Source organism: Kitasatospora sp. NPDC004614 (assembly GCF_042873675.1).
Classification (GTDB): Bacteria; Actinomycetota; Actinomycetes; order Streptomycetales; family Streptomycetaceae; genus Kitasatospora.
The window spans coordinates 244,638-267,039 of the sequence record NZ_JBIALR010000007.1 but is presented as its reverse complement, the minus strand read 5'-3'; the positions used below and the strand labels follow the sequence as shown (position 1 = coordinate 267,039).

Genomic DNA, 22,402 nt, shown 5'->3' with positions numbered 1-22,402 from the left:
AGGCGGGCGGGCCCGGCGTTCGGGCGGGACTGGTGGCGTGGCCCGGGGGGCCTCGTGGGGCGGGGCCCGGCGGGTCTGGCGGTGCGGGTCGGCGGGTCCGGCGGGTCCGGCGGTGCGGGTCGGCGTGTCAGCCGCGGGCGGCCGGGACCTGCTGGGTGATGCAGTGGATGCCGCCGCCGCCCCAGGCCACCACCCGGGCACGGACCCCGACGACCTTGCGGCCCGGGTACGCCCCGGCGAGGACGGCCAGGGCGCCCTCGTCCTCGGGGTGGCCGGCGATCGGGACGACGACGGCGCCGTTGGCCAGGTAGTAGTTGAGGTAGCCGACCTCGACCTCGCGGCCGCCGACCTCGACGAACGCGGCCTGCGGGACGTCGACGATCTCGAAGCGGCGGCCCTGCGCATCGGTGGAGTGCTCCAGCACGGCGCGGTTGGCGCGCATCCGGGCGTGATCGGGGTGCGCGGGGTCGGCCGGGAGCTGGACGACGACCTTGCCGGGGGCGGCGAAGGCGCAGACGCCGTCCACGTGTCCGTCGGTCTCGGTGTCCAGCAGGCCGCCGTACGGCAGCCAGATCACCTTGGTGACGCCGAGTCGTTCCTTGAGTTCCGCCTCGATCTCCTCCCGGCTCATGCCGGGGTTGCGGTTGGGGTGCAGCAGGCACTGCTCGGTGGTGATCAGGGTGCCCTCGCCGTCGACGGTGATCGCGCCGCCCTCGAGGATCATCTCGGAGCGGATCGCCGGTACGCCGAGGTGGTCCAGCAGCAGCGCGGCGATCCGGTCGTCGGCCTCCCAGGGGTGGTGCTTGCGGCCCCAGGCGTTGAAGCGGAAGTCGACGCCCGCGCGGCGGCCCTCGGCGTCGAGCACGAAGATCGGGGCGGAGTCGCGGAACCACGAGTCGTCCGTCGGCAGCTCCACGACGGAGACGGCGTCGCCGCACATGGCGCGCGCCTCGTCGCCGTGGCCGGGCGGGGCGGCCATCGTCACCGGCTCGAACTGCGCGATGGTACGGGCGACTTCGGCGTACTCCTGCTTCGCCTCGGCGAGCGTGTCGCCCCACAGGTCCGGACGGACGGGCCAGGCCATCAGGCAGCCCTCGTGTTCGGCCCATTCGGCGGGCATGCGGTGGGTGGCGGTCATGGGGAACCTCTTCGGGATCGGGTGTGCGGGTGGGGCGGAGGGCCCGGCGGCCTGCCCCGCGGTGCGTCGGCACGTGCGCCGCCGGGGGAGACGCGTCGCGGCTCCTGCGGCTCGGGCGTCTCGGCCGCCTCGGACGCCTCGACGGCCGGCCGGACGGTGCCCCGCATCCTTCACCTCGCTGAAAATTCAGTCAACCCTCCGGACCGGGCTGGGCAGATTTTCCTGACGAAATAGTCAGGATCCGGTCGAGGCACGGCCCCGAGAGGGTAAGGTCGGCTCCCATGTCGGACCGACGGACAGGGATACTCACGGCCGCCACCCGGGTCATCGCCCGGCGCGGGGTGCGCGGCCTGCGGATGGGCGAGCTGGCCGCCGAGGCCGGGGTGTCCATCGCGCTGATCTACTACCACTTCACCGACCGGGCGGGTGTCCTGCGCAAGACGCTGGAGCACATCAGCGACCGCGCCGACCACTACACCACCGAGGACCGTCCGGACCGCCCCGGGGATCCGCTCGCCGAGCTCGAACAGGTCCTGCTGCTGGAGCTCCAGGACACCGCCGAGGTGCGCGAGAACAGCATCGCCTGGGGCGAGTTGCGGGCCACCGCCGTGTTCGAGCCGGACCTGCGCGAGGAGCTGGCCCGCAGCACCCACAGCTGGGTGCACGATGTCGCCGGACTGCTCGCCCGGGCCGATCCGGCCGGCACCGCCCCGGCCCACGCGGCGGCCGCGGAACGGCTCACCGCGCTGGTCGAGGGCCTGAGTGTGCGCTGGCACAGCGGTTCACTGCCGGTCGAGCAGGCCCGCCGGCTGCTGCGCGGCGCCGTCCGGGCCGAACTGGGGCGCGGGCCGGCCTGAGCCGGCCACCCCCCGGCAGCCCGGGCGCGGTCGAGTCGACAGTCCGAGCTTGACTGATTTTTCAGTCAGTGCGAGAGTTCAGCTCCGGCGATGCCGGGCGACCGTGCCCACCGCCGACCGGCGCCACCCGCGGCACCACCCGGAGCCCGCCCGCCGGACCGATCCGCCCTCGCACCACCGGAGTCCCCCGTGTCCCACCCCTCCCCCACGCGCCGCACGGTGCTGCGTTCCCTCGCCGGCGCCGGCCTGATCGCAGCGGGCGCGACCGCCTGCGCGGCCCGCGGCGACGCACCGGCGGAGCCGTCCGCGAGCGACCCCGCGTCCTCCGCCGCGCCCACCGGCCGCGCGCCCGGGCGCCGGCTCGGCAGCGAGTGGGAGAAGCACGAGCGGACCTTCATGGCCTGGCCCGCCTCCGAGGACGTCTGGGGCGGGCAGCTCGGCGCCGTGCGCAAGGACATCGCCTCGGTGGCCCGGGCCATCGGCGGGCGCGAGCCGCTGGTCCTGCTGGTCCGCCCCGGCCAGGAGGACTCGGCCCGGAGCGTCTGCGGCAGCGACGTCGAGCTGCGGTCCGTCCCGGTGGACGATCTGTGGGCCCGCGACACCGTGCCGGTGTTCGTCGAGGAGGGCGGGAAGGTCAAGGGCGTCGACTTCAACTTCAACGGCTGGGGCGGCAAGCAGCAGCACGGTAACGACGCCCGGATCGCCCGGGCCGTGCTGTCCGGGTACGGGATCGAGCGGATCGCGACCCCGCTCGTCGCCGAGGGCGGCTCCTTCGAGAGCGACGGGCAGGGGACGCTGCTGCTCACCGAGAGCTCGGTGGTCAACGCCAACCGCAACCCGGGGCGCGACCGCGACCGGATCGAGGCCGAACTGAAGCAGGCGCTGGGCGTCACCAAGGTGATCTGGCTGGCGGGCGTCCGGGGCCAGGACATCACCGATGCCCACGTCGACTGTCTGGCCCGGTTCGCCGCCCCCGGGGTCGTCCTGCTGGACCGGCCCTTCCCCGGCACCCCGCCCGACGTCTGGTCCCGCTCCGCCGACCAGGCCCGCGCCGTACTCGCACAGGCCACCGACGCGGCCGGACGCAGGCTCAAGGTGATCGAAGTCGGCCAGCCCGACCCCGACCGGATCACCGGGCGCGGCGACGCCTTCGTCTCCTCGTACCTGAACTTCTACCTCGGCAACAAGGCCGTCTACCTGCCGTCGTTCGGCGACTCCCGGGCCGACGGGCACGCCCGGGAGGTGTTCGGGGAGCTGTTCCCGGAGCGCGAGACCGTCCCGTTGCGGATCGACACCCTCGCCTCCGGCGGCGGCGGCATCCACTGCTCCACCCACGACCAGCCCGCCGGCTGACACCCGTACCGCCGGGAAGGACCGGCTGACACCCGTACCGCCGGGAACGAAGGGAACCCCGTGCAGCTGACCCCGACCGAACGCGACCGGCTGTTGATCTTCACGGCCGCCGAACTCGCCCGCGCCCGCCGCGCCCGCGGCCTGCGGCTGAACGTCCCCGAGGCCACCGCGCTCATCTCGGACACCGTCTGCGAAGCCGCCCGCGACGGCCTGCGCCTCGCCGAGGCAGTCGAACGCGGACGCACCGTCCTGTCCCCCGCCGAGGTCCTGCCCGGCGTCCCCGACCTGATCACCGAGATCCAGGTCGAGGCGGTGTTCGAGGACGGCACCCGGCTCGCGGTCGTCGCCGACCCGTTCGGCGGCGGCGGCCTCGGCGGGGCCGCGCCCGGCGCCGTGCTCCCGGGCCGCGGCGCCGAGCCCGCGCCGCGGCCGGTCCGCACGCTGACCGTCCGCAACACCGCGGACGTACCGGTCTCGGTGACCTCGCACTTCCACTTCTTCGAATCCAACCCGCGCCTGGCCTTCGACCGCGCCGCCGCGTACGGGATGCACCTGGCGGTGCCGGCCGGCTCCTCGGTGCGCTTCGACCCGGGCACCGACGTCGAGGTCGGCCTGGTGCCGATCGGCGGCGAGCGGGTGGCGATCGGCTTCGCCGGGCTGGTGGACGGGCCGCTGGACGCACCCGAGGTCCGGCGGGCGGCCCTGCGCCGGGCGGCCGAGCAGGGCTACCTCGGCATCAACGGTGACGACGACACGGAGGAGACCGCGCAGTGAGCAGCAGCATCGAGGCGTCCGAGTACGCGGCCGTGCACGGCCCCCGCGCCGGGGACCGGGTCCGGCTCGGCGACAGCGGCCTGGTCGTCCGGGTCGAATCCGACTCGCAGCGGCCGGGCGACGAGTTCCTGACCGGCTTCGGCAAGACCGCCCGCGACGGCCTGCACCTGAAGGCCGCGGCGGTCCGCGACACCTGTGACCTCGTCATCAGCAACGTCCTGGTGATCGACGCGATCCAGGGCGTCCGCAAGACCTCGATCGGCGTCCGGGACGGCCGGATCGCCTCGATCGGCCGGGCCGGCAACCCGGACACCCTGGACGGCGTGGACGTGGTCGTGGGCACCGGGACGGCGATCGTCTCCGGCGAGGGCCTGATCGCCACCGCGGGCGCCATCGACACCCACGTCCACCTGATGTCCCCCCGCATCATGGAGGCCTCACTCGCCTCCGGCGTCACCACCATCATCGGCCAGGAGTTCGGCCCCGCCTGGGGCGTCGGCGTCAACTCCCCCTGGGCGCTGCGGCACGCGTTCAACTCCTTCGACGCCTGGCCGGTCAACATCGGCTTCCTGGGCCGCGGTTCGTCCTCCCGTCCGGCGCCGCTGGTGGAAGCCCTCGCCGAGGGCGGCGCCTGCGGGTTCAAGGTGCACGAGGACATGGGCGCGCACACCCGGGCGCTGGACACCGCGCTGTCCGTCGCCGAGGAGTACGACGTCCAAGTGGCCCTGCACACCGACGGGTTGAACGAGTGCCTGTCCGTCGACGACACCCTGCGCGTCCTCGAAGGGCGGACCATCCACGCCTTCCACATCGAGGGCTGCGGCGGCGGCCACGTCCCCAACGTGCTGAAGATGGCGGGCGTGCCGAACGTCATCGGCTCCTCCACCAACCCCACCCTGCCCTACGGCCGGGACGCGGTCGCCGAGCACTACGGCATGATCGTCTCCGTTCACGCCCTCAAGACCGACCTGCCCGGCGACGCCGCGATGGCCCGCGACCGGATCCGGGCCGGCACCATGGGCGCCGAGGACGTCCTGCACGACCTCGGCGCGATCGGCATCACCTCCTCCGACGCCCAGGGCATGGGCCGGGCCGGCGAGACCGTGCGCCGCACCTTCGCGATGGCCGGCAAGATGAAGGCCGAACGCGGCCCGCTGGACGGCGACGGTCCGACCGACGACAACGAACGGGTGCTGCGCTACATCGCCAAGCTGACCATCAACCCGGCCATCGCCCACGGCCTCTCGCACGAGGTCGGCTCGATCGAGACCGGCAAGCTCGCCGACCTCGTGCTCTGGCACCCCGCCTCCTTCGGCGCCAAGCCGTACCTGGTCCTCAAGGCCGGCTTCCCCGCCTACGGCGTCACCGGCGACCCCAACGCGGCCACCGAATCCTGCCAGCCCCTCGTCCTCGGGCCGCTGTTCGGCGCCCACGGCGCCACCCCCGCCGACCTCTCCGTCGCCTTCACCAGCGGCGCCGCCGCCGAGGCCGGCACCGCCGCCCGGCCGTACGACACGATGACCACCCGGCGCCGCCGCGTCCCGGTCCGCCACACCCGCGGCATCGGGCCCGCCGACCTGGTCCGCAACAACCGCCTCGGGGAGATCCTCGTCGACGCCACCCGGGGCCTGGTCACCCTCGACGGCACCCCGCTGCACTCCGACCCCGCCCAGGAGGTCTCGCTGAACCGCCTCTACTTCCTGTGAGACGGGCCACCGGCCGTGCCGCAGGGAACACCCCCGTGCCGGGGGCGCTGGTCGGCTCGCCGTAAGCGGCGCCTAGGCTGGGTCCGAACGAAACCGACCAAACCGGACCCGCGGCACCGCGCGGTGCCGGACGGCAATGGACGAAAGCGGGGCCGCCCGATGGGCGACGGCATGACCGGGATGCACCACCACGGCGGGGGCCCCCTGCCGCCGTTCAGTCTCTCCCGGGCGATGGAGTGGTCGCCGGACTGGCCGTACCTGGTCTTCTGCGCGCTCGCCCTCGGCCTGTACCTGGCCGGGGCGATCCGGCTGTGGCGGCGCGGCGACAAGTGGCCGGTGGGCCGGGCGCTGTTCTGGACCGCCGGTGTCGGCACCGTGTTCATGGTCACCAACACCAAGCTCAACGACTACGGCATGGTGCTGTTCAGCGCCCACATGATGCAGCACATGGTGCTGTCCATGCTGTCGCCGATCCTGCTGCTGCTCGGCGCGCCGATCACGCTCACGCTGCGCTCGCTGCGCCCGGCCCGCAAGGGCAGCGGACGGGGGCCGCGCGAACTGCTGGTCGCGCTGCTGCACAGCCGGCTGGTCCGGATCGTCTCGCACCCCGCGTACACCATCCCGGTCTTCATCGCGAGCCTGTACGGGCTGTACTTCACGCCGCTGTTCGACTGGCTGATGCAGTACCAGCTCGGGCACCTGGCGATGATGCTGCACTTCCTCGCCGTCGGCATGCTGTTCTTCTGGCCGATCATGGGCGTCGACCCGGGCCCGCACCGTCCCGGCTTCGTGATGCGGATCCTCGAACTGTTCATGGGCATGCCCTTCCACGCGTTCTTCGGCGTGGCCGTGATGATGGCCTCCGGGCAGCTGGTCAACACCTTCACCGCCGAGATGGCCCCGATCGGCACCGACCTGCACGCCGACCAGCAGCTCGCCGGCGGCATCACCTGGGCGTTCGGTGAGATCCCCACCGCGATCGTGCTGATCGCCCTCACCCTCCAGTGGGCCAAGTCCGAGGAGCGCCAGGCCCGCCGCCGTGACCGGGCCGCCGACCGCGACGGTGACGCCGAGCTGGTGGCGTACAACAAGTACCTGGCCTCGCTGAACCGCAGCGCGGGGTCGGCCGGGTAGCCGCCTTCCTGTTTCTTGTGGATCCGCCCTGGAGCTCTTCCCGGGCGGATCCTTCGTTTGGAGGGTGTTCAGCCGATGCCCTGGCGGTCCGGGGTGAGCGCGAACGCCCGGTCCTGCTCGTCCGGGACGGCAGCGGTGACGGCCCGCTCCAGCAGGCGGCGCTGCGTCACCAGGGGCGCGAGGCGTGGCTCCGGGGTGATCCGCAGCAGGTCGTCCAGGGCGGCGGCGAGGCGGCGGGTGACCTGGGGCTGGCCGGCCCCGCAGATCCGGATCTCGGTGAACGCCAGATCGACCGTCGCCTCCCACCCCGGCACCGGCTGCACCAGCCGCACCGCGCCGTCCCGGTCCCGGTGGCGCAGCTCGCCCACCTGGTAGGGGGCGAGGACGGCGAGCAGCTGGTGGATCCGGTCGACGGCCTGCACGGCGGTGGTGGGGTCGTTGATCGCCGGTGACAGGGCGCGGATGGCGATGTCGACGAGCTGGCGGAAGCCGAAGCTGAGGTCCTGGTGCATGGTGCGGTCCACGCCGACGTTCAGCGCGGTGGTGATCCGCCCCGGCCGGGGCGGGGTGCCGCCCGCGACCAGGACGGTCGGGGTGCCGGGCGCGATGAAGTCGCCGATCCGCGGCACCAGGTGCAGCACCGCCCCGTGTCGCCGGGCCACCCGCATCAGGCGGCGGATGTTGACGTCCCGCAGCACCCCGGCCCGGCCCTCGTGCAGCAGCGTCGGACCGTGCGGCCGCGGGCCGGCGTCCGTGGCGGAGTCCGGGGCGAGCCAGCGGTAGGCCGTCAGCACCTGGAGCGACTCCCGGGTGACCCGGTCGATCATGTGCGGCACCCGCAGCAGCCGCATCGTCGCCTGCACGTACAGCACGAACAGCGCCAGGCTGAGCATCACCAGCGCGACCGCGACGATCGTCGACACCACCGGGACGGAGACGGCGCGCGCCGGGTCGGTGGTGTCGTCGTAGCCGAGCTGCACCAGCAGCGTGAAGACGAACGTCGCCAGGCAGGTCGAGAACGTCGCCTTGGTCAGCCGGCTGCGCACGTACAGGCGCAGCACCCGGGGGCTCATCTGGCTGGCGCCCATCTGGAGCGCCACCAGGGAGATCGAGAACACCACGCCGATGAAGGTGAGCATCGCCGCGCTGACGGTGGACACCACGCTCTTGGCGGCGGAGGCGAACGACTGCAGGTTCTCGGTGCCGCTGGTGGCCGCGGCCTCGAAGAACAGCTCCTGGTCGATCAGGTCGGTCAGCCCCGCCAGCAGCACCGCCCCCACGCAGGCCACCAACGGCGCGAACCAGAACGACTCCCGCAGGAGCTCCCGCAACGGCGACAGGGCCCGATAGCGCGGCCGCCGCCGCCCGCTGTGCTGCTCGCTCATTCCGCCAGGCTAGCCACGGGCCGGGCGCGGCCCCGGCAAGGACGCGGGCGAGCCCGGGGCCGGGCTGATTCAGCGCCCGCCGACCGCAGCCGACAGCACGTCCAGCAGCGGCGCGGCGTCCGTCCCGTCGGGGCCGCTGAGGCAGAGGCGGTCGGCCAACTGGCCGTAGCGGTGGTGGAGTTCGCGGGCGACGGCGGTGGGCTCGCCGGTGATGGCGAAGGTGTTGAGGACGGTGTCGTCGATCAGGCGGCCCATCTCCTCCCAGCGGCCGCGGACCGACATGGGGTGGAGTTCGTCCTGCAGGGCGGCCCAGCCGTGGGTCTCGAGGACGGGGCGGTAGGTGGGGGTCGAGGCGTAGAAGGCGAGGCGTTCGCGGACCAGGCGGAGGTTGGTGCGGTACTCGTCCTCGTCGTGGCCGGTGGCGACCAACACGTTGGCGACCACTTCGAACGGGCGGGTGGTCCAAGGGGCGTTCTCCGCCTCGGACTTGGCGCGGGCGGCGCGGACGGCGGGCAGGACGGCGGTGGCCAGGTGCTGCGGCGAGCCGAACGGGTGGGCGAGGAGGCCGTCCGCGACCGCGCCGGCGGTGGCCGTCATCAGCGGTCCGACGCCCGCCAGCAGCAGGGGCGGTGGCTGGTACGGGAGCGGCGCGGGTGCGAACACCGGTGTCATCAAGGTGTGTTGGTAGAACTCGCCGCGGAAGGCGAGGCGTTCGCCGGTCTGCCAGCTGTGCCAGATCGCACGCACGGCCGCCACGTAGTCGCGCATCCGGGCGGCCGGGCGGTCCCACGGCATGCCGAAGCGGCGTACGACGTGCGGCTTGATCTGGGTGCCGAGCCCGATCGCCGCTCGCCCGCCGGAGCTCTCGTGCAGGCCCCACGCCTCGTAGGCGAGCATCATCGGGGTGCGGGCGAAGGCGATCGCCACGCCGGTGGCGAGGCCGATCCGCTCCGTCCGGTCGGCGGCCCGGGCCAGTTGCAGGAACGGGTTGTGCGAGGTCTCGGACAGCACGAACCGGCCTGCCCCGCGCTCCTCGGCGGCCCGGGCCAGGTCGGGCGCGGTGGCGGGCAACGGCGGTGCGGCGAGGTCGATCTGCATGGGCGGACGCTCCTGCGGGCGGTGCGGGGTTGTGACAGCCCGATGCTATGCGCGGCCGCCCGCGCCGCCCTTCGGCGGGCTGTCAGGACGGGAGGGCGAAGGGTGACGGGGTGACGAGGGAGGTGTGGCCTTGGGTGTCCACCATCTGCTTCACCTCGTCCGGGTCATCGGGGTTGACGGAGTAGACCACCGCGGTGTCGCTCGCCGGGTCGAGCCACACCGTCACCTCGCCGTCCGCCTTCACCAGCACCTTGTTGAGCTCCGGGGCGGCCACCCAGACGGCGTTCGCGGGCACGTACGGCGCGAGCGAGGCGGGCAGGCCGCCCGGCGGGCCGGTGAACACCGAGAGGCCGCCGGTCGGCAGGTCGTCGGCGGCGAAGGTGGGGGCGGCCATGGGGCTGCTGGTTCGACCGTCGAGCAGGTGCTTGACCTGACCGGCCTTCAGGTGCAGCACCGCGTACAGCGGATACGGCTGGTCCGGGAACGGCACCATCTCCCGGGCATGGGCGCCGGGCGCGTGCATCACGAACTGCGCGCTCTCCAGCTCACCGAAGCGGTGGAACCGCGTCACCATCGGCACCAGGTCGGTGCGCAGCCCGGTGGTCTGGGCGTCGTACTCGGCCTGGTCGGACGTGGTGGTCGCGAGATCCCAGGCCGTCAGGGCGCCGATGGGGGCGCCGAGAATGAGGACAGCCATTGCCAACATCGTTCCTCGCCGCACTGTCCGTCCCCCTCGCCCCGGGCAGCCCGGAAGCCACCCACGCCCGCTTGTCGGCACCATGCTGGCCGACGGCACTGCGGTGATCATCAGCTCGGAGGATGAGCCGTCCCGTCCGGGTACGCCTGAAGAACGAGAAATCAGGTCGGCAGCACGAACGGCGACGGGGTGATGAGGAAGGTCTGCCCTTCCGCCGTCCGCTTCTGCACCTCGTCCGGGTCGAGCGCGTCGATGCACTGGATCACGACGGTGTCGCTCGCCGGGTCGAAGGACACCGACACCCCGCGGTGTGCCCGCACCAGCACCTCGTCGAGCTCGGGGACGGCCACCCAGGCGGCGTCGGCCGGCACGTACGGCGCGAGTGAGGCGGGCAGGCCGTCGCCGCCCGGCAGGTCGTCGGTGTCGAAGGTGGGCGCGTCCGCGGGCTTGCCGCGCCGGCCGTCGAGCAGGCGCCGGACCTGACCGGGCTTCAGGTGCAGGACCGCGAACATCGGGCGTTCCTGGGTCGACTGCGGCGTCCAGGGCAGGTCGCGCGGCCAGTGCATCACCCACTGCGCGCTCTCCAGCTCGCCGAAGCGGTGGAACCGCGTCACCACCGGTTCGAGGTCGGTGCGCAGTCCGGTGGTCGCGGCGGCGGCGTACTCGGCGGCCTCCTCGCCGGGCGTGCTCCCGTCGCCGCAGGCCGCCATGGCGCCGATGGCCGCGCCGGCCACCAGGAAAGCGCCTACCACCTTGATTCCCCGTCGCACTGTCCGTCCCCCTTGCCCCCGGCGGCCCGAGGCCGCCCCCGCCCGTTTCCGGGCCCATGCTGACCGATGATACGTATGGCGATCATCAGCTCCGACGGTGACGCCTCCGGTCTGGTTGCGTCCGGGAACGACATCGGGCTGTCCGTCGTCGATGGCCTGCTCCGGGCATGCTGACCTGGGCGGGGTCCGACCGGTGAGGTGCTGGGCGCCACGCTCTCCCCCGCCGGGCCCGCCCGACTCGCCGGGCTGCTCGACCGCCTCCTCAGCGACCGCTACGGGCGCCTCGTTCGACGGTCCGCCACCAGCTCCGGCCGCCGCGCCGGCGGCTGTTCCGGCCGTCCCCTCACTTGTCCTTCGCGTCGCAGAGCGCGTCGTCCACCAGCTTGTTCTCGGCCGCGGCGATCCGCGCCACGTCCTCCGGGCCCGCGATCTGAACGCCCGACAGCGAGACGGCGACGGCCCGGCGGCCGTCGGCGGTGACGCCGGTGGCGGTGATCCAGCCGGAGTCACCGCCCTCGTGGCCCCAGTACACGCCGCCGCAGGACAGCGGGCGGGAGAACAGGCCGAGTCCGTCGCGGGCGCCCGGCATCAGCTGCTCGAAGTCCTGGCCGACCGGCACGGTCTGCTGCATCAGCGCGAGTTGGGCCGGCGGCAGCAGGCGGCCGCCGAGCAGGGCTTGGAGGAAGCGGCCGAGGTCGGCGGTGGTGGAGATCAGGCCGGCCTCGCCGTTGGTGCCCGCGCCGACCTGTTCGGTGACGTCCACCAGCGGTCCGCCGTCCTGGAAGCGCTGGTAGGTGGCGGCGTGCGGCTGCGGGAGGGCCGGGTCGGTGCCCGGCCAGGAGGTGTGGTCGAGGCCGAGGGGCCGGACGATCCGGTCCCGCACCTCCTGGTGCCACGGGTGTCCGGTGACCCGCTCGATCATCATGCCGAGCAGCACGTAACCGGTGTTGTCGTAGTTCCACTTGGTGCCGGGCTGGAAGTCCGGCTGGTGGGCCATCGCCCGCGCGACGGTCTGCTGGGGCGTGTAGGTGTCGTTGCGGTGCTGCTGGAAGTCGTCCGCCGAGGTGTAGTCCGGGTAGTCGTCGTGCAGGCCGCTGCGGTGCTGGAGCAGGTCCCGGACGGTGATCGCCCGCCCGTCGTTGCCGTTGCCGGACACCACGCCGGGCAGCCGGCTCTCCACCGTGTCGTCCAGCGAGAGCTTGCCGTCGGCGACGAGTTGCAGGACGACGGTGGCCACGAAGGCCTTGGTCACGCTGGCGATCCGGAAGTAGCCGTCGGCGGGGACGGCCTGGCGGGTCGTGGTGTCGGCGACGCCGCCGACGGCGGTTGCGTCCGGGCCGTCGGGGCCGGTCAGGCGGGCCTGCACGCCGGTGACGCCGAGGGCGGTGAGCGCGTCGACGTCGCGCTGGAGCCGGGGGTTGGTGCGCGGGCCGTCGTGTCGCTGGACGGCGGCGTTCGCGCCCAGCAGGCCTGCGGTCAGGGCGCCGGCCGCGAGGACGGCCGGCAGCAGGATACGGCGGCGGGAGCGGCGGGGGGTCTCGGTCGTTGTGCTCGTCATGGTCGTTGACGCTAGGCCTGGCCGGGGTGCGCGGTCGGTACCCCGTACTGGTGGGAAAAGGGTGCAGCTGGCTGTAGTGCCGAACCCGGTGACGATGGCTCAGACTTGCCCGAATGAGTGATCAACGGGACGGCCGGTTGCGGGCGTTGTGGCGCGACCTGGGGTATCTGCTGGGCAGCCTCTGCACGGGCGCGGCCACGCCGGTCGCGCTGCCGGTGCTGCTGATACCGCGGGCGGCGCGCGGCTGGGCGGCCTGGCACCGGCGGCGCGCGGACCGGCTGCTGCGCGACGCGCCCTCCGGGCCGGTCCGGGTCTCCTGGTGGCGGGTGCTGCTGTGGATCGTGGCGAACACCGTCGGCGGCCTGGCGTTCGGGCTGGTCGCCGCCCTGTGCGCGGGCAACACGCTGACCACGGCCGTCACCGTCCCGCTCTGGTGGGCACTGCCGCCCGGCACCCGCGCGGGCGGCTTCGCGGCGGGCGTCCCGCTGACCGGTTGGGGCACCGCGTTGACGCTCGGGACGGCGCAGGCGGCCGTGTTCGCGGCACTGACGTACTTCGCCGTCCCGCCGCTGGCCCGGCTGCACGCCCGGCTGTGCGTCCTGCTGCTGTCGCCGTCGGCGGCCGAGCGGCTGGCCGTCCAGGTCGCGGCACTCACCGAGACCCGGGTCGGCGCGATGAACGCGCACGGTGCCGAACTGCGGCGCATCGAACGGGACTTGCACGACGGCACGCAGGCCCGGCTGGTGGCGATCGCGATGCGGCTCGGGGTCGCGCGCGACCTGCTCGGCGAGGAGCCGGAGGTCGTTTCGAAGCTGCTGGCGGAGGCGCAGCAGGGCACCGAGGACGCGATGGCGGAACTGCGCGCCGTGATCCGGACGATCTACCCGCCGATCCTCGCCGACCGCGGCCTCACCGGGGCACTGGCGGCACTGGCCGCCGGGGCGGCGATCCACACCGACCTCGACACCGGCCCCCTCGGTTCCGTCCCGGCGGCGGTGGAGGCCGTGGCATACTTCACCGTCGCCGAGTCGCTCACCAACGCCGCCAAACACAGCGGCGCGGCCCGGGCAGTCGTCCAAGTACGCCGGGACGGCGGCCGGTTGACGGTGCGGGTCTCCGACGACGGGTCGGGCGGCGCGGACGAATCGCGCGGCACCGGCCTCGCCGGGATCCGGCACCGCGCGCTGGCGCTGGACGGCGCGGTGCACGTACACAGTCCGGTCGGCGGGCCGACCACGATCGAGGTGGAGCTGCCGTGCGGGTCGTGATCGCCGAGGACAACGTGCTGCTCTCCAGCGGGCTCGAACTCCTCCTCACCGCCAAGGGTTTCGACGTCGCCGCCATCGCCGAGGACGCGTCCGCCTTCCTCGCCGCCGTCGCCGAGCACCGGCCGGACGTCACCATCGTCGACGTCCGCCTCCCGCCCGGCTTCCGCGACGAGGGCATCCGCGCGGCCATCCGGGCCCGCCGCGACCACCCCGGCCTGCCCGTGCTGGTGCTCTCCCAATACGTCGAACGCCAATACGCCGGCGAACTGGTCTCCGACGGGCGCGGCGGCGTCGGCTACCTGCTCAAGGACCGCGTCGGCCGGGTCAGCGAATTCGTCGACGCCCTACGGCGGGTCGCCGCCGGCGGAACGGTCATGGACCCCGAGGTGATCGCCCAACTCCTCACCCGCCCCGCCCACGACCCCATCGCCACCCTCACCCCCCGCGAACGCGAAGTCCTCGCCCTGATGGCCGAAGGCAACGACAACACCACCATCGCCACCCGCCTGTTCATCACCGACAACGCCGTCCACAAACACATCGGCAACATCTTCACCAAGCTCGCCCTCTCCCCCTCCGACACCGGCCACCGCCGCGTCCGCGCCGTCCTCACGTACCTCAGCCACGACTGACCCTGCGGGAGGGGGCGGCCGCCCTCCCGGCGGGGCGCCGGAAAGCGAAGCGCCTCCGGCAAAGGAAACGGCGAGACGAGACTTGCCAGCGACAGCCACCACCACATCCGCACCTCCCCCACCACAACTGACCCTACGGGGGGGGCAGCCGCCCTCCCGGCGGGGCGCCGGAAAGCGAAGCGCCTCCGGCAAAGGAAACGGCGAGACGAGACTTGCCAGCGACAGCCACCACCACATCCGCGCCGTCCTCACGCACCTCAGCCACGACTGACCCTGCGGGGGGCGGCCGCCCCCCGGCGGGGCGCCGGAAAGCGAAGCGCCTCCGGCGAAGGAAACGGCGAGACGAGACTTGCCAGCGACGGCCACCACCGCGTCCGCGCCGTCCTCACGCACCTCAGCCACGACTGACCCTGCGGGAGGGGGCGGCCGCCCGTCGCGGAGGCTGAGGGGGGACCTCGCTGCGAGGGGTCGGAGTTCGTCGTGACGGGGTGTCAGGGGCCGACGGGGAGGAGGGTGCCGCCGGTGAGGTGGAGGAGTTCGGTGGCGGTGGTGGGGAAGACGGTGTGGGGGGTGCCGGCGGCGGCCCAGATCTGGGGGTAGTCGGTGAGGGCCTGGTCGACGATGGTGGGGAGGGGGCGGGGGTGGCCGGTGGGGGCGACGCCGCCGATGGCTTGGCCGGTGGCTTCGCGGACCTGTTCGGGGGTGGCGCGGCGCAGTGGTCCGCGGCCCCAGCGGGTGGCGAGGGCGGTGGTGTCGACGCGGTGGCGGCCGCTGGTGAGGACGAGTACGGCTTCGCCGTCGGAGTGGAAGACCAGGCTGTTGGCAATGGCGCCGACCTCGCAGCCGAGGGCGGCGGCGGCTTCGGCCGCGGTGCGGGCGGAGTCGTCGAGCACCCGGACGGTGCCGGGGAGGCCGGCGGCGGCGAGCGCGTCGGCGACCAGGGCGCTGCGGGCGGGCAGGGCGGGCGGGGCTGTCGGTTCCACCAAGGCTCCTGGGGGTGCAGGGAATTCGATCGGGTGTTCCGGGCACGGAACGTTCGGCGTTCAGAACGATAGACCTCCGGCGAGCACCCGAGTGACGGTCCGTCATGCCAGCGGCTGGTCACAGTCGTTCGCTACTGGCGAGTGTCATTGATCAACATCGCCTCCGCGTGGCATTGTCGCCCCACACCCCGCGGCCGACAACCGGCCCCGCAGCGCTGGGAGATGAGCGGATGAGCACGCAGAGCCCGTGGACGGCCCGGACGGTGGCCGGTGCCGGAGTCGAACTGCACTGCCGGGACTGGGCGGGTGCGGCCCAGGCGCGGCCGGTTCTGCTGCTGCACGGGCTGGCGGGGCATGCGGGCGAGTGGGACGCGCTGGCGGCGGCGCTCGCGCCGGCGCATCGGGTGGTGGCGGTCGATCAGCGTGGTCACGGCCGTTCGACCCGCCGTCCGGGGGATCTCGGGCGGGACGCGTTCGTGGCGGACGTGGTCGCGGTGGCGGACGCGCTCGGGCTGGAGCGTCCGCTGCTGGTGGGGCAGTCGCTGGGCGGGCACACCGCGCTGTTGGCGGCGGCCGCGCACCCGGGCCGGTTCGCGGGGGTGGTGCTGGTGGAGGCGGCCGCGGGGGTGTCGCCGGATGCGCCGGCCGAGATCGGGGAGATGCTGGCCGCCTGGCCGGTGCCGTTCGCGCAGCACGCGTCGGCGGTGCGGTTCTTCGGCGGCGGGCCGCTGGGTGTGGCGTGGGCGGACGGTCTGGAGCAGCGCGCGGACGGCTGGTGGCCGCGGTTCGATCCGGAGGTGATGGTGGCGGCGCTGGCCGAGAACGCCGTCCGGGAGCGCTGGGACGACTGGGCGGGCGCGGCGCACTGCCCGGCGCTGCTGGTGTTCGGCCAGCACGGCATCATTCCGGCCGCGGATGCCGACCGGATGCTGACGCTGCGTCCGGACGTGCACGCGGCGAGCCTGCCGGGCGCCGGCCACGACGTCCACCTGGAGCACCCGGCCGAACTGCACCGTCTGGTGGCCGAGTTCCTGCACGGGCTGCCCGCCTGAGGGCGTGCGCCGCGTCAGACGCTGACGACGGTGGTGCCGGCGGCTTCGAACGCGGCGAGTTCGCCGGCGGGGGCGCCGGTGTCGGTGACGAGGGTGTGCAGGCTCGCGGCGGGGGCGACGTGGGCGAAGGCGGTGCGGCCGAGCTTGCCGGCGTCCGCGGCGACGACGGTGCGGCGGGCGGCGGCCATGGCGGCCTTCTTCATGGTGGCGTCGTCGAGGTTGTGGGCGGTCAGGCCGTCGGCGGCGCTGAGGGCGCAGCAGCCGAGGACGGCGGTGTCGAAGCGCAGGGCGTTGATCGAGGCGAGGGCGAGGGGGCCGGTGAGAGCGCCCTCGGCGGCGCGGGGGCGGCCGCCGGGGACGAGCAGGGTGGCCGGTCCGGGGGTGTCGCCGAGGACGTGGATGGCGGGCAGGGACAGCGGCATCACGGTGACGGGTCGTTCGCGCAGCAGGCGGGCGACTTCCAGGCAGGTGGTGCCGCTGTCGAGGAGGACGGTCTCGCCGTCGGCGATGAGTGCGGAGATGCCGGCGGCGATGCGGCGTTTGGCGTCGACGGCTTCGCGGGCGCGCAGTGCGAAGGGGGGTTCCTCGCCGCGCAGCAGCAGGGTGCGGGCGCCGCCGCGGAAGCGTTCGAGGGCGCCCTGGGTGGCGAGGGTGTCGAGGTCGCGGCGGATGGTCATCTCGGAGGCGCCGGTGAGTTCGGCGAGTTCGAGGACGGTGGCGCTGCCCGCGTCCCGGACGGTCTGGGCGATCAGGGTGTGGCGCGCCGCGGTGTTCATACCGGAATTGAACCGCACCCCGGATCAAACAAGCAAGCTGTTCGATATCAGGGTTTCGCACATCAAGCATGTTCGTTATGGTCGGTGGCATGGAACGCTCGCTCCGGGCCGCCCGCGTGGCGACCTACGTCTACTTCGTCCTGTGCGGCACCCTGATGGGCGCCTGGGTCGTGCACATCCCCGCCGTCGAAGCCCGGGTCGGTATCAGCCACGCCGCCCTCGGCGGGCTGCTCGTCCTGCTGGGCCTGGGCGCCTTCGGCGGCATGCAGGCCGCGGGCCGCCTGACCGACCGCCTCGGCGCCCGCACCGTCGTCCCCGCCTCCGGCGCGCTGTGCGCCGCGTCCCTGGTATTGCCCGCCCTGGCGCCGAACCCGTGGACGCTCGCCGGGGCGCTGCTGGTCTTCGGCTTCGCCAACGGCTGCCTGGACGTGAGCATGAACGCCCACGCCGTACACGTGGAGAAGGCGTACGGGCGCCCCGTCATGTCCGGCTTCCACGCCACCTTCTCGGTCGGCGGCGTGCTCGCCGCCGGCGCCGCCGCCGCGGCCACCGCCGTCGGGGCCGGGCCGGTGGCCACGCTCGCCGTCCTCGGCGCGCTCGGCCTCGCCACCGCCCTGCTCACCGCCCGCGCCCTGCTGCCCGATGCCTCGGCTGCCGAGGCCGCCGAACCGGACGGGGAAACCACCGGAGCGCCCATGACCGCCGACAGCGGCAAGGTCCGCCGACAGATCCGGGTCTTCGCCGTGCTGGCGCTGATGGTCATGCTGTGCGAGGGCGCCGCCAACGACTGGAGCGCCCTGCACCTCAAGGACGTGCTCGGCATGCCCGCGTCCACCGCCGCCTTCGCGTACGGCGCCTTCGCCGCCGCGATGACCACCGGCCGCCTGCTGGCCGACCGGGTCGTCACCCGCCACGGCCCGACGGCCGTCCTGCGTTACGGCGCGGCCACCGCCGCCGTCGGTATCACGATCGCCGCGCTCACCCCGTGGGTGTGGGCCGCGTTCCTCGGCTGGGCGCTGTTCGGCCTCGGACTGTCCGGCTGTGTCCCGCAGCTCTTCAGTGCCGCCGGTCATGCCGACCCCGCCGCCGCGGGCGCCAACGTCTCCCGCGTCGCCGGACTCGGCTACCTCGGCATGCTCGCCGGACCGGCCGTCATCGGCTGGCTCACCCACTTCACCGCCCTCAACCGCACCTTCCTGCTGCTCACCCTGATGTGCGCCACCACGGCCGCCGCCGCCGGGATCCTGCGCACCACCGCCACCCCGGGCGGCCCCGCGGCCGGCCTCGCACCCGCCGACGACCGGCTCCCGGCCGACGCGGCCTGACCCCCCGGCACCTCGGACAGGCTCGGCAGGGAATCCCTGCCGAGCCTGTGGCGCGGGCTGCTACCGGTACGTCAGCGCACGGCGTACGCGTCGGTGACGGTCTGGGTGACCTTGGCGCCGTTCGCCGTGGCCAGGGTGATCCGCAGGCTTACCTTCTTGCCGGCGGCGCCCGCGTGGTCGAGGGTGGCGACCTTGTCGGCGCCGACCGCGGCGTCCGTCCAGGTGGTGCCGCCGTCGTAGGAGTAGGCGAGCTGGGCGGTGGTGAGCGGGCCGGGGGTGAAGCCGTTCTGGCCGGTGGCGGAGAGCGCGATCCGCAGTGGTCCGGCGGCGGCGGTGTTGTTGCCGTCCAGGTCGATCCGGTAGTCGGGGAACAGCAGCGGCAGCGCCTGCGAGTACGCGGCCGGGTCGGTGGCCGAGCGGAAGCCGAACTCGGTGCGGACGGCGGTGGAGCGCTGCCACAGGTCGCGGTGGTAGAACCGGGCCTGGTCGAGCACCAGGGTGTAGTCCTTGGCCTCGTTCGGGAGCTGCCAGACGAACGACGGGCCGAACCAGGAGCGTCCCAACGAGGTTCCGTCGCTGAACAGTTCGACGCCGGCGGCGTCGCCGAAGTAGGACTGGCTGCCGGTGTGGTCGGCGTTGCCGTCGCCCCACAGGGTGCGGGTGAAGTCGACCCCGATCAGGTCGGCCTGCCGTTCGCCGACCAGCAGCGCGGTGCCGTCGGCGGCGCGTCCGGCGGTGGGGCGCAGCACGCCCTGGTACCACTCCTCGGTGCGCTGCTGTCCGGCCTGGTAGCGGCGCGGCAGGTCCTGCATGAACTCGGTGAACGGCCAGCTGCTCTGTCCGTCGTGCAGCCAGGTGGTGTCGTCGGCGGTGTAGTGGGCGGTGCGGGTGGACGGGGTGGCGACCAGGCCCTGGCCGACGGCGCTGCCCGCGTACGGGTTCCACGGGCGTTCGATGCTGAGGTAGTCGCTCATCCGGACGGGCGTGCCGGTGGAGTGCCAGTTCTCGGTGACGGTGCCGAGGTCGCGGTCGCGGACGGTGTGGCGCTGCTTGGCGCCGATCGAACCGGCGTCGTGGAACGCCAGGTTGTAGACGTAGGGGCTGTCGGCGGTGGAGGTCCAGGCCAGGGTGACGGCGCCCTTGCCGAGGGCGGTCTTCAGTGCGGCGGCCTCGGCAGCGGTGATCGGCAGCACGGGGGCGTCCAGGCTGACGTCGTTCTTGCCGTACACGCCAGGGCTCTGGCGGTAGGTCAGGACGCCGACGGCGCCGGCGTTCTTGGCGTTGGTGGAGACGACGCGCTGCGAGGTGCCGTCGTCCGGGACGAGGACCAGCTTGCCCGAGACACCGGCGGCGGTCAGATCGGCCTCGGAGGCGCTGGCGGCGGTGGCCAGCAACGCGCTTCCGGTGCCGGGCAGTTGGGCCTCGGCGGCGAACTGGGCGTAGTGCGGTTCCAGGGTGAGGCCGGCGCCCTTGAGCACCACTTCGGGGGCGGCCATCCGCAGGTAGCTGCCGAATTCGAAGCCGCCGGTGCGGGCCTTGCCGGAGCCCCAGGCGGAGAGTTCGACGGGCAGCATGCCGGTGCGCACGCCGGTGGAGTCGACCCACTTGTCGCCCCACCAGCGGCCGAGTTCGAGTGAGGCGCCGCGGACCCGGAGGTCGCGTTCGGCCTGCACCTCGATCCGGGTGGCCTGGCGGGCGTCGAGGGTGAGGACGGTGTCCTTGGTCAGCTGGATCTCGGGCATGGCGAGCGCGGTGACGGCCTTCGGGGCGGCCTCGCCGCTGCTGTCGCCGCGCTCGGGGGTGACCACGTAGCCGCTGAGCGAGTAGCTGCCGGGGCGCAGCCGGTAGACGATCTCGCCGTTGGCGTTCGGGGCCTGCCGGCTGCCGGTGGCCTGGCCGAGGTCGACCATGGTGATGCTGCTGCCGACCTCGGACGCGGCGGGCTTGCCGTCGCGGTCGATCAGCTTGACCCGGACGGCGAGGGTCTCGGGCTCGACGTAGGCGTTGAACGGGGTGGAGACGGTGCTCCCGTTGTCGGCGGTGGCCAGCACCCGGCCGGTGATGTCGCCGTACTGGCCGCCCGTCAGGTGTGCGGTCGGGTCGAGGGTGAGCGGCACCTGCGCGGTGGCCCCGGCGGCGACGGTGATCCTGTCGGTGCCGAGCTTGACCACCTTCGAGGTGATCGCCGTCTCGTCGTCGCCGTCGGTGCGCTGCACGGTCAGTTTGAGCGTGACGGGCTTGTCGGAGGTGTTGGTGTACGGGAGTTGGACGGTGCGGGTGTCGGACTTCTGCTGCGGCCAGGCGAAGTCGCCGAAGCCGACGGCGGGTGCGCCGAGCACGCTCTGCGTGGTGGCGAGGTCGGCGCGAAGCCGGCCGCCGCCGGTCTGCTGGACGTCGCCGGGGACGGTGGCCAGCGCGGAGGACACCAGGGCGGCCTTGATCTGCGCGGCGTTCCACTCGGGGTGGCGCTGCTTGACCAGGGCGGCGCTGCCGGCCACCAGTGGGGTGGCCATCGACGTCCCGGACATCTGGGTGTAGGCGTAGACGCCGCGTCCGCCGGTGGCGGCGCCCTTGACGTCGACGCCGGGTGCGGCGATCTCCGGCTTCAGGGTGTGGCTGCCGGTGACGGAGCCGTGCGAGGAGAAGGAGGCGGTGTTGTCCTTGCGGTCGACGGCGCCGACGGTGAGCACGGCGGGCGCGCAGCCGGGCGAGCTGACGGACTGGTACTGGCCGAGGTTGCCGGCGGCGACCACGAACAGCGCCTTGGACTGCTCGGCGATGTGCTGCGCGGCGACCGACATCGGGTCGGTGCAGTCGGTGGGTTCGGGGCTGCCCAGCGACATCGAGACGACGTCGGCGCCGGAGTCGGCGGCCCACTGCATGCCGGCGATGATCTGCGACTCGGTGCCGGAGCCGCCGTCGTCGAGCACCTTGCCGACCAGCAGCCGGGCCTGGTCGGCGACGCCGCGCTCCTTGCTGCCGGACGCCTTGCCGGTGCCGGCGATCTCGGAGGCGACGAAGGTGCCGTGGCCGACGGCGTCGTGGACGTCCTCGTCGGGCGTGTCCGGGTTCGCGCCGGTGAAGTTGCGGCGGCCCTCGACCTGTCCGGCGAGGTCCGGGTGCTGGTCGTCGATGCCGGTGTCGAGGACGGCGACCTTGACGCCCTGTCCGCCGAGCCCGGCGGCCCACGCGGCGGGGGCGCCGATCTGCCTGGTCTCGGCGTCGTTGGTGGTGCGGACCTTGCGGTCCAGCCACAGCTTGGTCAGGCCGTCGCGGCCCTTGCCGTCCGGCCCGACCAGCTGGTTCCAGGTGCGGGCGGCGTCCTCCTTGGCCGGGGCGAACGCGACGCCGTCAACTGCCTTGAGCCGCTTGGTCCCCGAGGCTTTCGCGCGCGCCTGCGGGCTGGCGTCGGCGGCCTTCGCGTCCCGGTAGGTGGCGATCAGGGAGAACGTCTTGCCGTTCTGGTCGTCGTAGCCCTGGCGCAGCAGCGAGGTGACGTTGAACAGTTGCCGGTCGACGGTGCCGGCGGCGAGCGCGGCGGAGGCGTGCTGCGGGACGACGTACTGGTCGCCGTTCTCCTGCTGGGTGAACGTCAGCGGGACGTTGCCCTGCTCGTCGGGCAGCACGGTGACGACGGTGCGGCCGTCGGTACCGGTGCCCAGCTGGACCCGGTCGCCGGTGATCAGGGTGACGGTGTGCGGGGCGGCGCTCTGGCGTCCCGTCAGGGTGGAGCCGGGGTTCTGGGGCTGGGCGGCCCATGCCTGGTCGATCGTGGTGAGCGTACCGGTGGCGAGGATGCCCGCCGCCACCAGTGCCATCGCGCCACGTATGCGCGCCGGCCGTGTCATGAACGCCTCCAGGTGTCGGGTTATGGCCGGTGAGCCTGGCAGAAAACC

General features: G+C 73.5%; 18 protein-coding genes. 9 read left to right on the top strand and 9 right to left on the bottom strand.

Annotated elements, in window-relative coordinates:
* Nucleotides 1-127: 127 nt before the first annotated feature.
* Nucleotides 128-1,138, bottom strand: coding sequence for an agmatine/peptidylarginine deiminase (locus tag ACFYST_RS18265; protein ID WP_387863480.1), 1,011 nt, complete (start codon nt 1,136-1,138; stop codon nt 128-130).
* A 281-nt stretch (nt 1,139-1,419) separates the two neighbouring features.
* Between ACFYST_RS18265 and ACFYST_RS18260 the strand changes: the two genes are divergently transcribed.
* From ACFYST_RS18260 to ACFYST_RS18240, 5 genes are all read left to right on the top strand, one after another.
* Nucleotides 1,420-1,995: a TetR/AcrR family transcriptional regulator gene (locus ACFYST_RS18260; protein WP_387863477.1), complete on the top strand. Its 576-nt coding sequence runs from the start codon at nt 1,420-1,422 to the stop codon at nt 1,993-1,995.
* Between the two features lie 189 nt (nt 1,996-2,184).
* On the top strand, nt 2,185-3,348 hold the full coding sequence (locus tag ACFYST_RS18255) for an agmatine deiminase family protein (protein ID WP_387863474.1): 1,164 nt from the start codon (nt 2,185-2,187) through the stop codon (nt 3,346-3,348).
* 60 nt (nt 3,349-3,408) lie between these two features.
* Entirely contained in the window at nt 3,409-4,122 is a 714-nt protein-coding gene (gene ureA, locus ACFYST_RS18250) for an urease subunit gamma (protein WP_387863472.1), read from the top strand.
* Complete coding sequence (locus tag ACFYST_RS18245; RefSeq protein ID WP_387863470.1) at nt 4,119-5,828, top strand: urease subunit alpha; 1,710 nt, start codon at nt 4,119-4,121, stop codon at nt 5,826-5,828. Before ureA ends, ACFYST_RS18245 begins: the two co-directional genes overlap by 4 nt.
* Before the next feature lie 180 nt (nt 5,829-6,008).
* Entirely contained in the window at nt 6,009-6,962 is a 954-nt protein-coding gene (locus ACFYST_RS18240; protein WP_387643027.1) for a cytochrome c oxidase assembly protein, read from the top strand.
* 68 nt (nt 6,963-7,030) lie between these two features.
* On the opposite strand, the gene ACFYST_RS18235 is transcribed toward ACFYST_RS18240, so the two are convergent.
* From ACFYST_RS18235 to ACFYST_RS18215, 5 genes are all read right to left on the bottom strand, one after another.
* Nucleotides 7,031-8,347 carry a DUF2254 domain-containing protein gene (locus ACFYST_RS18235; protein ID WP_387863469.1) on the bottom strand — a complete coding sequence of 439 codons (1,317 nt, stop codon included), beginning with the start codon at nt 8,345-8,347 and terminating at the stop codon, nt 7,031-7,033.
* 69 nt (nt 8,348-8,416) lie between these two features.
* Nucleotides 8,417-9,445, bottom strand: a complete 1,029-nt coding sequence (locus tag ACFYST_RS18230) for a TIGR03617 family F420-dependent LLM class oxidoreductase (protein ID WP_387642266.1) — start codon at nt 9,443-9,445, stop codon at nt 8,417-8,419.
* A gap of 82 nt (nt 9,446-9,527) precedes the next feature.
* Nucleotides 9,528-10,142: a hypothetical protein gene (locus tag ACFYST_RS18225; RefSeq protein ID WP_387863466.1), complete on the bottom strand. Its 615-nt coding sequence runs from the start codon at nt 10,140-10,142 to the stop codon at nt 9,528-9,530.
* A gap of 161 nt (nt 10,143-10,303) precedes the next feature.
* On the bottom strand, nt 10,304-10,894 hold the full coding sequence (locus tag ACFYST_RS18220; RefSeq protein WP_387863464.1) for a hypothetical protein: 591 nt from the start codon (nt 10,892-10,894) through the stop codon (nt 10,304-10,306).
* 361 nt (nt 10,895-11,255) lie between these two features.
* Nucleotides 11,256-12,470, bottom strand: coding sequence for a serine hydrolase domain-containing protein (locus ACFYST_RS18215; RefSeq protein WP_387863461.1), 1,215 nt, complete (start codon nt 12,468-12,470; stop codon nt 11,256-11,258).
* A gap of 113 nt (nt 12,471-12,583) precedes the next feature.
* Here ACFYST_RS18215 and ACFYST_RS18210 point away from each other — a divergent pair, with 113 nt between their 5' ends.
* Together ACFYST_RS18210 and ACFYST_RS18205 are read left to right on the top strand one after the other, a co-directional pair.
* Nucleotides 12,584-13,738, top strand: a complete 1,155-nt coding sequence (locus tag ACFYST_RS18210) for a histidine kinase (RefSeq protein WP_387863458.1) — start codon at nt 12,584-12,586, stop codon at nt 13,736-13,738.
* The gene (locus ACFYST_RS18205) at nt 13,726-14,370 is read left to right on the top strand and encodes a LuxR C-terminal-related transcriptional regulator (RefSeq protein ID WP_387642281.1); all 645 of its coding nucleotides are present in this window, start codon (nt 13,726-13,728) and stop codon (nt 14,368-14,370) included. The genes ACFYST_RS18210 and ACFYST_RS18205 overlap by 13 nt, the downstream gene beginning before the upstream one ends.
* Nucleotides 14,371-14,861: 491 nt before the next feature.
* On the opposite strand, the gene ACFYST_RS18200 is transcribed toward ACFYST_RS18205, so the two are convergent.
* On the bottom strand, nt 14,862-15,353 hold the full coding sequence (locus tag ACFYST_RS18200) for a YbaK/EbsC family protein (RefSeq protein ID WP_387863455.1): 492 nt from the start codon (nt 15,351-15,353) through the stop codon (nt 14,862-14,864).
* A gap of 104 nt (nt 15,354-15,457) precedes the next feature.
* On the opposite strand from ACFYST_RS18200, the gene ACFYST_RS18195 reads away from it, so the two are divergent.
* Entirely contained in the window at nt 15,458-16,405 is a 948-nt protein-coding gene (locus ACFYST_RS18195) for an alpha/beta fold hydrolase (protein WP_387863453.1), read from the top strand.
* A gap of 14 nt (nt 16,406-16,419) precedes the next feature.
* On the opposite strand, the gene ACFYST_RS18190 is transcribed toward ACFYST_RS18195, so the two are convergent.
* The gene (locus ACFYST_RS18190) at nt 16,420-17,181 is read right to left on the bottom strand and encodes a DeoR/GlpR family DNA-binding transcription regulator (protein ID WP_387863450.1); all 762 of its coding nucleotides are present in this window, start codon (nt 17,179-17,181) and stop codon (nt 16,420-16,422) included.
* An 89-nt stretch (nt 17,182-17,270) separates the two neighbouring features.
* On the opposite strand from ACFYST_RS18190, the gene ACFYST_RS18185 reads away from it, so the two are divergent.
* A complete protein-coding gene (locus ACFYST_RS18185; protein ID WP_387863447.1) occupies nt 17,271-18,506 on the top strand; it encodes an MFS transporter in 1,236 nt (411 codons plus the stop codon).
* Between the two features lie 71 nt (nt 18,507-18,577).
* Here the strand turns inward: ACFYST_RS18185 and ACFYST_RS18180 are convergent, their stop codons facing one another.
* Nucleotides 18,578-22,324, bottom strand: coding sequence for a S8 family serine peptidase (locus ACFYST_RS18180; protein WP_387863445.1), 3,747 nt, complete (start codon nt 22,322-22,324; stop codon nt 18,578-18,580).
* Nucleotides 22,325-22,402 lie beyond the last annotated feature (78 nt).